Below are 14,296 nucleotides of genomic sequence, written 5' to 3' on the forward strand. Positions count from 1 at the left end.
GCCGCAGGCTGCGATCTTTGCTTTTAAGCTTTACGCCAATTCAAAATCACCAACGTCAAAACCCCCGCCACAATCCCCCAGAATGCCGAACCGATGGAAAACAGCGTCAACCCTGACGCCGTGACCATAAAGGTGATCAGCGCCGCCTCACGTTCCTTCACCTCGGTCATGGCAATGCTCAAGCCATTGATGATCGAACCAAACAACGCCAGTGCGGCAATCGACAGCACCAGTTCCTTCGGCAGCGCGGCAAACAATGCCGCCAATGTGGCGCCGAACACCCCGGCGATGCCGTAGAAAATTCCGCACCACACCGCTGTGGTATAGCGCTTGTTACGATCTTCATGGGCGTGCGGCCCGGTGCAGATTGCCGCGCTGATGGCGGCGAGGTTGATGCCGTGGGAGCCGAATGGCGCCAGCAGCAGCGAGGCGATGCCGGTGGTGGTGATCAGCGGCGAGGCCGGGACGTTGTAGCCGTCGGCACGCAGCACGGCGATACCAGGCATGTTTTGCGAGGTCATGGCGACGACAAACAGCGGAATGCCGATGCTGATGGTTGCGGCGAGGGAGAAGTGCGGCGTTGTCCACACCGGCGTCGCCACTTCCAGATGAAAACCGCTGAAGTCCAGCAGCCCCATGAAACCCGACAGCGCCGTGCCGATCAGCAGTGCGGCCAGCACGGCATAACGTGGCGACAGGCGTTTGACCAGCAGATAAGTGAAGAACATCCCCAGCACCAGACCGGTGCGGTGTTGCGCGGCGACGAAGATTTCGCTGCCGATCTTGAACAGAATTCCCGCCAGCAGCGCGGCCGCCAGTGAGGCCGGAATCTTTTTGACCAGTCGTTCAAAACTGCCGGTCAACCCGCAAATGGTCACCAGCACGGCGCAAGTGATGTAGGCGCCGATGGCTTCGCCATAACTGACGCCACTCAGACTGGTGATCAGCAACGCCGCCCCTGGCGTCGACCAGGCAATGGTGATCGGCGTGCGATAGCGCAGCGACAGGCCGATCGAGCACACCGCCATGCCGATCGAAATCGCCCAGATCCACGAAGAAATCTGCCCGCTGCTCAGGCCCGCCGCTTGCCCGGCCTGAAACATCAGCACCAGTGAACTGGTGTAGCCGGTCATCATCGCGATGAACCCGGCGACGATGGCCGAGGGCGATGTGTCGGAGATGGGGCGCAGTTGCGTGTGCGTGGCGTCGTTCATGACGGCGGTGTTCCTTATATCAATGAAGATCCCCGCCACAGCGCAAATCCTTGTGGGAGCGAGCCTGCTCGCGAAGGCGGTGTGTCAGTCGACATTCATTTTGAATGTGACATGGCTTTCGCGAGCAGGCTCGCTCCCACAGGGATTGTGTGCTGAAGGCGGATTCTGCGATCAAGCCTAAACTCAATCGTAACGGATCGTTGCAATACAGCCGTGGTCACAAACAGCCATACAGTCGTGTTGCCACCATCCATTGTGTACAATCGCGCTGTTTTTTACGCGATACTTGCCAGCGACCTACTGTGCCGTATTACAGTCACGGTCTATTCGCCGCAGTTCTCCCGACTCGAGTGCCCATGAACGAACAGTTGCAACCCCTCAAGAAACAACCGCGAGCAGGCAAAGCCGGCCGCAGCGGAACCCAGGACGATATTGTCTACGCGCACATCTTCGAGGCCATCCTCGAACAGCGTCTGGCGCCCGGCACCAAGTTGAGCGAAGAAGCGCTGGGGGAAATCTTTGGGGTCAGCCGCACCATCATTCGCCGCGCCTTATCGCGTCTGGCCCATGAAGGCGTGGTGCTGTTGCGGCCAAACCGTGGCGCCGTGGTTGCAAGCCCGAGCGTTGAGGAAGCTCGCCAGGTGTTCATGGCCCGCCGTCTGGTCGAGCGTGCGATCACTGAACTGGCTGTGCAGCACGCTACCGCCGAACAGATTGCCGAGCTGCGCCAGATGGTCAACGATGAGCGCGACAGCTTCTCGCGCGGTGATCGCGGCGCCGGTATTCGTTTGTCGGGTGAATTTCACCTGAAACTGGCGGAAGCGGCGAAGAACGCGCCGTTGATCAGCTTCCAGCGCAGCCTGGTCTCGCAGACCTCGCTGATCATCGCCCAGTATGAAAGCGGCAACCGCTCGCATTGTTCCTATGACGAACACACTCAGTTGATCGACGCCATCGAAGCGCGCAACGGTGAGCTGGCGGTCGACCTGATGATGCATCACATGGATCACATCGACAGCAAGCTTAACCTCGACGAGGAAAGCGCTTCGGATGATCTGCATGCAGTGTTCTCGCATTTGTTGCAGACCAAGAAGCCGGGGCGTCCTGCGGCGAAGCTTTGAGCTGATACCGAGTCGCGGCCTTCGCGAGCAAGCCCGCTCCCACAGGGGAATGCATTTCAAATGTGGGAGCGCGAAGGTGTCCTGACAGGCAATAAAAATCCCCCGGGGTGAACGCCACCGGGGGATTTTTTTGCCTGGGGAAAACTCAGCGCTGATGCACCAGCGCACCCGCCGCATACGTCTGCTGCACCGTGCGGTCATCGCCCAGCGTCATCAACACAAACAACGTCTCGGCAATGTTGTTGGCCTGCTTCAAGCGATAGCTGAGCAGCGGTGTGGCGTTGTAATCGAGCACCAGGAAGTCGGCATCGCTGCCCGGTTGCAGGTTGCCGATCTTGTCTTCCAGACGCAGTGCCCGCGCACCGCCCAGTGTGGCCAGGTACAACGACTTGAACGGACTCAACCGCGCACCTTGTAACTGCATGACTTTGTAAGCTTCGTTCAGGGTTTGCAGCAGGGAAAAACTGGTGCCGCCGCCGACGTCAGTGCCGAGGCCGACATTCAATTTGTGCTTCTCGGCCATCGGCAGGTTGAACAAACCGCTGCCGAGGAAGAAGTTAGATGTCGGGCAGAACGAGATCGCCGAGCCGGTTTCCGCCAGACGCGCGCACTCGTCATCGCACAGGTGTACGCCGTGGGCGAATACCGAGCGCTCGCCGAGCAGTTTGTAGTGATCGTAAACGTCGAGGTAGCCCTTGCGCTCCGGGAACAGTTCCTTGACCCACTCGATTTCCTTGAGGTTCTCGCTGATGTGGGTCTGCATGTACAAATCCGGGTATTCGGTCAGCAATTGCCCGGCGAGGGTCAGTTGTTCCGGGGTACTGGTCGGGGCGAAACGCGGGGTGACTGCGTAGTGCAGACGACCCTTGCCGTGCCAGCGCTCGATCAGCGCCTTGCTCTCGACGTAGCTCGATTCGGCGGTGTCGGTCAGATAGTCCGGGGCGTTGCGGTCCATCATCACTTTGCCGGCGATCATGCGCAGATCAAGCTTCTCGGCCGCTTCAAAGAAAGAGTTCACCGACTGCGGGTGCACGCTGCCGAACACCAGTGCGGTGGTGGTGCCGTTGCGCAGCAGTTCCTTGATGAAGATGTCGGCGACGTCGTCAGCGTGGGCCTTGTCACCGAACTGGCTTTCGCACGGGAAGGTGTAGGTGTTCAGCCAGTCGAGCAGTTGTTCGCCATAGGCGCCGACCATGCCGGTTTGCGGCAGGTGGATGTGGGTGTCGATGAAGCCTGGAGTAATCAGCGCATCTTGATAGTGGTTGATCTCGATGTCCGCCGGCAGGGTCGGCAGCAGTTCGCTGGCGTGGCCGAGGGCGCTGATCTTGCCGCCATCGACCACCAGCAGGCCGTCCTCGAAATATTCGTAGGAGGCTTCGATCCCGACGTCGGCGGGGTCGGCGATGCTGTGCAGGATGGCGGCGCGGTAGGCTTTGCGAGTCAGAGGCATGAGGGTTCTCTAATCAATTTGAGGCTTTGAGTTTGGCGGCTTCACTGCGGCGCGAAACGGGCAGCAGTTTGGCAATCGGTTCGGCGCTGGCGGTGTGCTGGCCGAAATTGGCGTTATAGGTGGCGATGATTTCGCCGGCGATGGAGATGGCGATTTCCACAGGCAGTTTGCCTTTGACTTCGCTGATGCCCATCGGGCAGCGCATGCGTTGCACGACGCTGGCGTCGAAACCGCGATCACGCAAGCGGTGTTCGAATTTGGCGCGTTTGGTCTTCGAGCCGATCAGGCCGAACCAGGTGAAATCGTTGCGCTTGAGGATCGCGGCGGTCAGCTCCAGATCCAGCTGATGGTTGTGGGTCATGACGATGCAGTAGCTGCCGGCGGGCAGGTCATCGATTTCATCCACCGGCTCTTCGGCGACGATTTTACGCACGCCATGGGGAATCTGTTCGGGGAATTCCTCTTCCCGCGAATCGATCCAGCGCACCCGGCAGGGCAGGCTGGCGAGCAACGGTACCAGTGCGCGGCCGACGTGGCCGGCACCGAACACGGCGATCTGCGCCTGCACCTGGCCCATCGGTTCGAACAGCAACACGGTGGCGCCACCGCAGCATTGGCCCAGACTGGCGCCCAGGCTGAAGCGCTCCAGATGGGTGTCCTGCTTGCCGCTGGCGAGCATCTCGCGGGCGATCTGCATGGCTTTGTATTCCAGATGCCCGCCACCGATGGTGTCGAAGATCTGTCTGGCGCTGACGACCATTTTCGAGCCGGCATTGCGTGGCGTCGAGCCGAGTTCTTCGATGATCGTCACCAGCACACAGGGTTCGCCCTGGTTCTGCAGGTCGGCGAGGGCGTCGATCCAGTTGTACATAGTTCACCCCTACAACATCGTTGTCTGTTCGGGCCTCTTCGCGAGCAGGCTCGCTCCCACAGGGGAATGCATTCCAAATGTGGGAGCGAGCCTGCTCGCGAATGGCCGCGCCTCGGTCCTAGAGCGGAGCCAACTCGGTTTCAGCTTCAACGGCTTTCACCGCTTTCAGCTGGCGCATCTGCTCACACCCCCACAACACCCGCTCGGGTGTCGCCGGCGCATCGATCTGCGGCTGATGCTTGTAGTCACCGAGGCTCGCCACTGCATCCTTGATCGCACACCACGCGGCAATCCCGAGCATGAACGGCGGCTCACCCACAGCCTTGGAATGGAACACCGTGTCTTCCGGGTTCTTGCGGTTTTCCACCAGCTTCACCCGCAAGTCCAGCGGCATGTCCGCCACGGCCGGGATCTTGTAGCTGGCCGGGCCGTTGGTCATCAGCTTGCCTTTGTTGTTCCAGACCAGCTCTTCCATGGTCAGCCAGCCCATGCCCTGCACGAAGCCACCTTCAACCTGACCGATGTCGATGGACGGGTTCAGCGAGGCGCCGACGTCGTGAAGAATGTCGGTACGCAGCATCTTGTACTCGCCGGTCAGGGTGTCGACGATCACTTCGCAGCACGCCGCGCCGAAGGCGAAGTAGTAGAACGGACGGCCGCGGGCCTGGCTGCGGTCGTAGTAGATTTTCGGGGTCTTGTAGAAACCGGTGCTCGACAGCGAGACCTGATTGAAATACGCCTGCTGGATCAGCGCTTCGAAAGTCAGGATGTGATCGCGAACGCGCACATGGCCGTTGTGGAATTCGACGTCTTCTTCGCTGACTTTGAAGTGCCGTGCGGCAAATTCGACCAGACGTTGTTTGATGATCTCGGCGGCATTCTGCGCGGCTTTACCGTTAAGGTCAGCGCCACTCGACGCAGCGGTCGGCGAGGTGTTGGGCACCTTGTCGGTATTGGTCGCGGTGATTTGCACGCGGTCGATTTCGACCTGGAACACTTCGGCCACGACCTGCGCGACTTTGGTGTTCAGGCCTTGGCCCATTTCCGTGCCGCCGTGGTTCAGGTGGATGCTGCCGTCGGTGTAGATGTGGATCAGCGCACCGGCCTGGTTGAGGAAGCTCGCGGTGAAGGAGATGCCGAATTTCACCGGGGTCAGCGCCAGGCCTTTTTTCAGGATCGGGCTGTTGGCGTTGTAGCGACGAATCGCTTCGCGGCGCTCGGCGTACTGGCTGCTTTCTTCCAGTTCGGCGGTCATCTCTTCGAGCATGTTGTGCTCGACGGTCTGGTAGTAATGGGTGACGTTGCGTTCGGTCTTGCCGTAATAGTTGGCCTTGCGCACGGCGAGTGGATCGAGGTTGAGGTGGCGGGCAATCGCGTCCATCACTTCTTCGATGGCGACCATGCCTTGCGGGCCACCGAAACCACGGTACGCGGTGTTCGACGCGGTATTGGTCTTGCAGCGGTGACCGTTGATGGTCGCGTCGCCGAGGTAGTACGAGTTGTCCGAGTGGAACATCGCCCGGTCAACGATCGACGCGGACAAGTCCGGCGAGCAGCCGCAGTTACCGGCCAGGTCCATGTTGATCCCGTGCAGGCGCCCGGTGCTGTCGAAACCGACGTCGTACTCGACATAGAACGGGTGACGCTTGCCGGTCATCAGCATGTCTTCGACGCGCGGCAGGCGCATCTTGGTCGGCTGACCGGTGAGGTGCGCGACCACCGCGCACAGGCACGCCGGGCTCGCGGCCTGAGTTTCCTTGCCACCGAAACCGCCGCCCATGCGGCGCATGTCGACGACGATCTTGTTCATCGAAACGTCGAGCACTTCGGCGACCAGTTTCTGCACTTCGGTCGGGTTTTGCGTGGAGCAGTAAACGATCATGCCGCCGTCTTCGGTTGGCATCACCGAGGAGATCTGCGTCTCCAGATAGAAGTGTTCCTGACCGCCAATGTGCAGCGTGCCTTGAATGCGGTGTTCAGCCGTGGCCAACGCACCGGCCGAATCACCACGTTGGTGGGTGTGGCTGTCGAGCACGAAGTGGCGTTTGCGCAGGGCTTCAACCACGTCGAGTACAGGCTCGAGATCTTCGTATTCGATGATCGCGGCCATTGCCGCTTTGCGTGCGGTTTCCAGATCTTTCGCCGCCACGGCCAGCACCGGTTGACCGACAAATTGCACGTCATCGATGGCCAACAGCGGATCGCCGGGCATCAACGGGCCAATGTCTTTCAGGCCCGGTACGTCTTCGTGGGTGATGGCAATGCGCACGCCTTCGAAGGCGTAGCAGGGCTTGGTATCGATGCTGATGATTTTTGCGTGGGCGCGGTCCGACAGGCGTGCATACAGGTGCAACTGATTCGGGAATTCCAGCCGATCATCGATGTACTGCGCTTCACCGGACACATGCTTGGCGGCGCTGTCGTGCTTGACGCTGCGGCCGACACCAGTGGTCAGGTCCTTGGCGAACAGCTCGGCCAATTCAGCCTGGGTCTTCTCTACGGCGTGATGGTTAGACATAAGCGGTCACCCGAGTCTCGATGTGCGGTGTTTGCAGTTCGATGAAGTATTTGCGCAGCAGGTTCTGCGCGCTGAGCAGGCGATATTCCTTGCTGGCGCGGAAGTCCGAGAGCGGCGTGAAGTCTTCGGCCAGTGCGGCGCAGGCGCGTTCGATCACGGTGTTGTTGAACGGTGCACCGATCAGCACGGCCTCGCAGTGGGTGGCGCGTTTCGGGATCGCGGCCATGCCACCAAACGCCATGCGCGCATCGGTGATCACACCGTTTTCGACGCGCAGGTTGAACGCGGCGCAGACGGCGGAGATGTCATCGTCCAGACGCTTGGAGACTTTGTAGGCGCGGAACAACTGCTCGGCGCTGGCGCGTGGGACGATGATCTTCTCGATGAATTCACTTTCCTGACGGGCCGTGACTTTGTAATCGATGAAGTAATCTTCCAGGTTCAGGGTGCGGCGGGTTTCGCCTTTGCACAGCACCACCTGTGCGCCGAGGGCGATCAGCAGCGGTGGCGAGTCACCAATCGGCGAGGCGTTGCCGATGTTGCCGCCGAGGGTGCCCTGGTTGCGGATTTGCAGGGAGGCGAAGCGGTGCAGCAATTCGCCGAAGTCCGGGTATTCGGCGTTCAGCGCTTCGTAGCAGTCGGAGAGGGCGGTGGCCGCGCCGATTTCGATGCGGTCGTCGAAGCGGTCGATGCGCTTCATCTCGGCGACGTTGCCGACGTAGATCATTACCGGCAAGGTGCGGTGGAACTGGGTGACTTCCAGTGCCAGATCGGTACCGCCGGCGAGCAGTCGCGCTTGTGGATAAGCGTCATAGAGATCGGCCAGATCGGCGACGGTCAGCGGCACCAAGCAGCGTTTGTCACCGCTGTTGAGTTCGCCGATATCGGTCGGGGCAATGGCTTTGAGGCGAGCGATGGTGTCCGCTTCGCGGGCATCGAACTGGTCCGGTTGCTTACCGCAGCAGGATTGTTCGGCAGCGGCCAGAATCGGCCGGTAGCCGGTGCAGCGGCAGAGGTTGCCGGCCAGCGCTTCGTGGGCTTTGGCCTGATCCGGGGCATCACTGTTCTTTTGCAGGGCAAACAGCGACATGACGAAACCGGGGGTGCAGAAACCGCACTGCGAACCGTGGCACTCGACCATGGCTTTTTGCACGCTGTGCAGTTCGCCTTGGTGCTTGAGGTCTTCGACGCTGATCAGTTGCTTGCCGTGCAGCGACGAAACGAACGTCAGGCACGAGTTGAGGCTGCGATAGCGAATGTGTTCGCGACCATCGTCATCCGTTTGCAACTCGCCGACCACCACGGTGCAGGCGCCGCAGTCACCGCTGGCGCAACCTTCTTTGGTGCCGGATTTGCCTACGTGTTCACGCAAGTAATTGAGCACAGTCAGATTCGGGTCCAGGGCGTGCTCGCTACGGAGTTCCTGGTTAAGTAAAAACTGGATCACGGAAGGCCTCGCAGACTCATTATTGTTGTTAACCGACTTGAGCCGAATTTAGCATCTCTGACTTTTCGGTCAATGGTTTTCTGACCTAAAGGTCAAGAAAACGCATTTCGTCGATCAGCAACGTGTCTATTCAGTATTGACCCTCATTGAGTCACCTGGTTTTTTGTTTGTTTTTCTATAGAAAGTTGCGGGATTCGTGCCAAAAACCGCTGAGTGGGCACTCCGCCATGCCCGTGCATTTGCGCTACACTGCGCCGCTTGTGCAGATCGATAGAGTTTGAAGGACAACCATGACGTTCAAGGCGCCGGACAGCCTCGCCGAGCAAATTGCTCACCACCTCGCCGAACGCATCATTCGTGGCGAAATGAAGCCGGGAGAGCGCATCCAGGAACAGAAGGTCACGCTGGCACTGAATGTCAGCCGCGGATCGGTCCGCGAAGCCTTGCTGATCCTCGAGCGCCGTCACCTGATCGCTATCCTGCCGCGCCGTGGCGCGCACGTCACCGAACTGACGGCGCACAAGGTGCAGAGCCTGTGCACGCTGATGAGCGAGTTGTACATCCTGCTCGGCAACTCGGTGGCCGATGGCTGGCAGACCCAGGCCGACATGGCGCCGTTCGTGCAGATCCAGCAGCGCCTGACCGCCAGCTACGAGCGTCAGGACATCCGCGCGTTTGTCGATGACAGCTTCGCGGTGATGCGCGCCGCCTATCCGTTTGCCAACAACCCGTACCTGCAAGAGACCGTCGAGAACCTGCAACCGGCCATGAGCCGCGCGTACTTCCTCGCCCTCGAACAGCGCAAGGCCGAAATGAGCGAATTCCTCGAACTGTTCGAACGCTTGCTGGCCGCTGTGCTTGCCCGTGATCTGCCGCAGATCCGCATCGTGCTGACGGCTTACGCCCAGCGCAGTTGCGATCTGGTGGTGTCTGCCCTGACGGTCGCCTAAGCGTGCGGCTCAAGTGCATCAAACTGGCGGGATTCAAATCCTTCGTCGACCCGACCACGGTGAACTTCCCCAGTAACATGGCGGCGGTCGTCGGGCCGAACGGTTGCGGCAAGTCGAACATCATCGACGCCGTACGCTGGGTGATGGGCGAAAGTTCGGCGAAGAACCTTCGTGGCGAGTCGATGACCGACGTCATCTTCAACGGCTCGACCAGTCGTAAACCGGTGAGCCAGGCGAGCATCGAACTGGTGTTCGACAACTCCGACGGCACACTGCTGGGCGAATACGCGGCTTACGCGGAAATCTCCATTCGCCGCAAAGTCACCCGCGACAGCCAGACCACGTATTACCTCAACGGCACCAAATGCCGTCGTCGCGACATCACCGATATCTTCCTCGGCACCGGCCTCGGCCCGCGCAGTTACTCGATCATCGAGCAGGGGATGATCTCCAAGCTGATCGAGTCCAAACCTGAAGATCTGCGCAACTTTATTGAAGAAGCCGCGGGCATCTCAAAGTACAAGGAACGTCGGCGCGAGACCGAAAACCGCATCCGCCGCACCCATGAAAACCTCGCCCGTCTGACTGACCTGCGCGACGAGCTTGAGCGTCAACTCGAACGCTTGCACCGCCAGGCCGAGGCCGCCAAGAAGTATCAGGAATTCAAAGCCGAGGAGCGTCAGCTCAAGGCGCAGCTGTCGGCCTTGCGCTGGCAGGATCTGAACGATCAGGTCGGCCAGCGCGAGTCGATCATCGGCACCCAGGAAGTCAGTTTCGAAGCGCTGGTTGCCGAGCAGCGTAACGCTGACGCGGCCATCGAGCGCCTGCGCGACGGGCACCATGATCTGTCGGAACGCTTCAATCTGGTGCAGGGACGCTTCTATTCGGTCGGCGGCGACATTGCCCGGGTCGAGCAGAGCATCCAGCATGGTCAGCAACGCTTGCGCCAGTTGCAGGACGACTTGAAAGAAGCCGAGCGCGCGCGCCTGGAAACCGAATCTCACCTGGGTCATGACCGCACGCTGCTGCTGACCCTCGGCGAAGAGCTGGACATGCTCACGCCCGAGCAGGAAGTCACCAGCGCCGCCGCCGAAGAGGCCGCCGCTGCGCTGGAAGATTCCGAAGCCGTCATGCACGGCTGGCAGGAGCAGTGGGACACGTTCAACCTGACCGCTGCCGAACCGCGCCGCCAGGCCGAAGTGCAGCAGTCGCGCATCCAGCAACTGGAAACCAGCATGGAGCGCCTGGCCGACCGGCAGAAACGCCTCGGCGAAGAGCGCGCGCTGCTGTCGGCCGATCCGGAAGACGCGGCGATCATGGAACTCAACGAGCAGCTCGCCGAGTCCGAAGCGACCCTCGAAGATTTGCAGACCAGCGAAGAGGCCCAAGTCGAAAAGCTCGAACAACTGCGTCAGGAGTTGCAGCAAGCGTTGACCGCGCAGCAACAGGCGCAGGGTGATTTGCAGCGCCTCAACGGTCGCTTGGCTTCTCTGGAAGCCTTGCAGCAAGCCGCGCTCGATCCGGGCACCGGCACCGCCGAATGGCTGAAGGAACACAACCTTGCTGAACGTCCGCGTCTGGCCGAAGGCCTGAAGGTGGAAGCGGGTTGGGAGCTGGCGGTGGAAACCGTGCTCGGCGCGGATCTGCAAGCGGTGCTGGTCGATGATTTCAGCGGCTTCGATCTGTCCGGTTTCACCCAAGGCGATTTGCGCCTGCTCAGCCCCGGCACCGATGGCGCACGCGTGGCCGGCAGCTTGTTGGATAAAGTCGAGGCGCAGATCGATCTGTCGCCGTGGCTCGGTCAGGTCAAACCGGTCGACAGTCTGGAGCAGGCGTTGGCCTTGCGCGGTCAGTTGAGCGCCGGGCAGAGCCTGATCAGCCGCGACGGCTACTGGGTCGGTCGGCACTTTCTGCGCGTGCGTCGCGCCAGTGAAGCCGAAAGTGGCATGCTCGCCCGTGGCCAGGAAATCGAGGCGCTGCATCTGGAACGCGAAGAGAAAGAAGCCACCGTCGAGGCCATGGAAACCCGCCTGCAAACCCTGCGTGCGCAACAGCGTCAGCAGGAAAACGGTCGCGAACATTTGCGTCGTTTGCTGCAGGACGAAGCCCGTCAGCAAGGTGAATTGAAAGCCCAGTTGTCTGCCGGCAAAGCCAAGGCCGAACAACTGACGCTGCGCCGCACGCGTCTTGATGAAGAGCTGGTCGAACTCGGTGAACAACGCGAGCTTGAGCACGAACAAGTCGGCGAAGCGCGCATGCAATTGCAGGAAGCGCTGGACGCCATGGCGCTGGATACCGAGCAGCGTGAATTGTTGCTGGCCCAGCGCGACAGCTTGCGCGAACGCCTCGATCGCGTGCGTCAGGAAGCGCGGCAGCACAAGGATCACGCGCATCAGTTGGCCGTGCGGCTCGGATCGTTGCGCGCCCAGCACGACTCCACGCGCCAGGCGCTGGAACGTCTGGAAATGCAGGCCGAGCGTCTGACCGAAAAGCGCGAACAGTTGAGTCTGAATCTGGAGGAGGGCGAGGCGCCGCTGGAAGAGCTGCGCCTCAAACTTGAAGAGCTGCTCGACAAACGCATGACGGTTGACGAGGAACTCAAGACCGCGCAGATCGCCCTGGAAGATGCTGATCGCGAACTGCGCGACGCGGAAAAACGCCGGACTCAAGCCGAGCAGCAATCGCAACTGATCCGTGGCCAGCTCGAACAGCAACGCATGGAATGGCAAGCCCTGACCGTGCGCCGCAAGGCATTGCAGGATCAACTGCTCGAAGACGGCTACGATCTCAATGGCGTGCTTGCGACGTTGACGGCGCAGGCCAGTGAACGCGAAGCCGAAGAAGAACTCGAACGGATCAATGCGCGGATTCAGCGCCTGGGTGCGATCAACCTCGCGGCCATCGACGAATACACGCAACAATCGGAGCGTAAACGTTATCTGGATGCTCAGGACGCCGATCTGGTCGAAGCCCTGGAGACCCTGGAAAACGTTATCCGCAAGATCGACAAGGAAACCCGCAACCGTTTCAAAGATACCTTTGATCAGATCAATGGCGGTTTACAGGCACTTTTTCCAAAAGTTTTCGGTGGTGGACGGGCGTATTTGGAACTGACGGGCGAAGATCTACTCGATACAGGGGTAACGATCATGGCGCAGCCGCCAGGAAAGAAGAACAGCACCATCCATTTGCTCTCCGGCGGGGAAAAAGCCCTGACCGCACTGGCACTGGTTTTTGCGATCTTCAAATTGAATCCGGCGCCGTTCTGCATGCTCGATGAGGTTGACGCGCCACTGGATGACGCTAACGTTGGACGCTACGCACGATTGGTCAAAGAGATGTCGCAGACCGTGCAGTTCATCTATATCACCCACAACAAGATCGCCATGGAAATGGCCGAGCAGTTGATGGGCGTAACGATGCATGAGCCAGGTTGTTCGCGACTGGTAGCCGTGGATGTCGAGGAGGCGATGGCGATGGTGGACGCCTGAGCCAATGTGGTGTCGGAAAGGTATTAGAGGGTTGTAGGACTTTTTTACCGGCTTCGACTTGCTGGCCAATCGACATATTCGCGCAAGCCAATGAGACAGACGGTGTAAAGTTGTCTTTGGTCGTGCTAGTTTAATGTCAATTTTTCGTATACGTGGGCAAAACGCCTGTCAGAACATAGAGTTGGCGCCACGTTTTAAAGCGGTTTGCACAGTGTAAACCCCTTATTTTTCGGCATTTTTTATAGAGGCACGGGATTACATGGAAATCGGTCTGCGCGAGTGGCTGATCGTCATCGGCATCATTGTGATAGCCGGTATTCTTTTCGATGGCTGGCGCCGTATGCGCGGCGGCAAGGGAAAACTGAAATTCCGTCTTGACCGAAGTCTGTCCAACCTGCCGGACGAGGACACCAGCGCCGAGCTGTTGGGCCCGGCCCGCGTTCTGGATACGCACAAAGAACCGCAACTGGACGAGCACGATCTGCCGTCGGTGAGCATGCCGGCCCGCGAAGCACGCGAGCCTCGCGAATCCGGTTCGAAACGTGGCAAGCGCGGCAGCAACGGTCCGGCCCAGGGCGACCTGAACCTCGACCTGGACCTGGACGGCGGCCCGAGCTTCAGCAGCCGTGACGACTTCGTCGAAGACAGCAAGCCTGCGCCTGCCGTGGTCGACAAGGATCAGCCGCAAGCTGAAGAAGTTTTGGTGATCAGCGTGATCTGCCGCGACGCCGCCGGCTTCAAAGGCCCGGCGCTGTTGCAGAACATTCTGGAAAGCGGTCTGCGTTTTGGTGAAATGGACATTTTCCACCGTCACGAAAGCATGGCCGGCAACGGCGAAGTGCTGTTCTCCATGGCCAATGCGGTCAAGCCGGGCATCTTCGATCTGGACGACATCGACCATTTCAGCACCCCGGCCGTGAGCTTCTTCCTCGGCCTGCCAGGTCCGCGTCATCCCAAGCAAGCCTTCGACGTGATGGTGGCGGCAGCTCGCAAGCTGTCGCAGGAACTGAACGGCGAGCTGAAAGATGACCAGCGCAGCGTCCTCACTGCGCAGACCATCGAGCACTACCGTCAGCGCATCGTCGAATTCGAACGCCGCGCATTGACCCAGAAGCGCTAAAGGCCAAGATCAAAAGATCGCAGCCTTCGGCAGCTCCTACAGAGGAACGCGATCCCTGTAGGAGCTGTCGAGAGCAACGAGGCTGCGATCTTTAAATGATGAAACTGGAGCAGC

At 60.0% G+C, this 14,296-nt stretch carries 9 protein-coding genes; 4 read left to right on the plus strand and 5 right to left on the minus strand.

Annotation, left to right across the window (positions count from 1 at the left end; translation table 11 throughout):
* Positions 1-23 precede the first annotated feature (23 nt).
* Positions 24-1,214 (minus strand): benzoate/H(+) symporter BenE family transporter, encoded by a 1,191-nt coding sequence (locus ATI02_RS27470; RefSeq protein ID WP_100847911.1) that lies wholly within the window; start codon positions 1,212-1,214, stop codon positions 24-26.
* A 356-nt stretch (positions 1,215-1,570) separates the two neighbouring features.
* Between ATI02_RS27470 and ATI02_RS27475 the strand changes: the two genes are divergently transcribed.
* The gene (locus ATI02_RS27475) at positions 1,571-2,335 is read left to right on the plus strand and encodes a GntR family transcriptional regulator (protein WP_007961054.1); all 765 of its coding nucleotides are present in this window, start codon (positions 1,571-1,573) and stop codon (positions 2,333-2,335) included.
* Between the two features lie 145 nt (positions 2,336-2,480).
* Here the strand turns inward: ATI02_RS27475 and guaD are convergent, their stop codons facing one another.
* The 4 genes from guaD to xdhA all read right to left on the minus strand — a co-directional run bounded on the left by guaD (position 2,481) and on the right by xdhA (position 8,621).
* Positions 2,481-3,785, minus strand: a complete 1,305-nt coding sequence (gene guaD / locus ATI02_RS27480) for a guanine deaminase (RefSeq protein ID WP_100847912.1) — start codon at positions 3,783-3,785, stop codon at positions 2,481-2,483.
* A gap of 13 nt (positions 3,786-3,798) precedes the next feature.
* Positions 3,799-4,656 (minus strand): xanthine dehydrogenase accessory protein XdhC, encoded by an 858-nt coding sequence (xdhC, locus tag ATI02_RS27485; RefSeq protein ID WP_095189458.1) that lies wholly within the window; start codon positions 4,654-4,656, stop codon positions 3,799-3,801.
* Between the two features lie 118 nt (positions 4,657-4,774).
* Positions 4,775-7,174: a xanthine dehydrogenase molybdopterin binding subunit gene (gene xdhB / locus ATI02_RS27490; RefSeq protein ID WP_100847913.1), complete on the minus strand. Its 2,400-nt coding sequence runs from the start codon at positions 7,172-7,174 to the stop codon at positions 4,775-4,777.
* A complete protein-coding gene (gene xdhA, locus ATI02_RS27495) occupies positions 7,167-8,621 on the minus strand; it encodes a xanthine dehydrogenase small subunit (RefSeq protein WP_100847914.1) in 1,455 nt (484 codons plus the stop codon). Before xdhA ends, xdhB begins: the two co-directional genes overlap by 8 nt.
* A 290-nt stretch (positions 8,622-8,911) precedes the next feature.
* Here xdhA and ATI02_RS27500 point away from each other — a divergent pair, with 290 nt between their 5' ends.
* The 3 genes from ATI02_RS27500 (at position 8,912) to zipA (ending at position 14,182) form a co-directional block, all read left to right on the plus strand.
* Positions 8,912-9,571 carry a GntR family transcriptional regulator gene (locus tag ATI02_RS27500; protein ID WP_095189461.1) on the plus strand — a complete coding sequence of 220 codons (660 nt, stop codon included), beginning with the start codon at positions 8,912-8,914 and terminating at the stop codon, positions 9,569-9,571.
* Positions 9,572-9,573: 2 nt separating this feature from the next.
* Positions 9,574-13,062, plus strand: coding sequence for a chromosome segregation protein SMC (gene smc / locus ATI02_RS27505; protein WP_100847915.1), 3,489 nt, complete (start codon positions 9,574-9,576; stop codon positions 13,060-13,062).
* Positions 13,063-13,321: 259 nt separating this feature from the next.
* Entirely contained in the window at positions 13,322-14,182 is an 861-nt protein-coding gene (gene zipA, locus ATI02_RS27510; RefSeq protein ID WP_095189463.1) for a cell division protein ZipA, read from the plus strand.
* Positions 14,183-14,296: the final 114 nt, after the last annotated feature.

It is taken from the genome of Pseudomonas baetica, assembly GCF_002813455.1.
GTDB lineage: Bacteria > Pseudomonadota > Gammaproteobacteria > Pseudomonadales > Pseudomonadaceae > Aquipseudomonas > Aquipseudomonas baetica.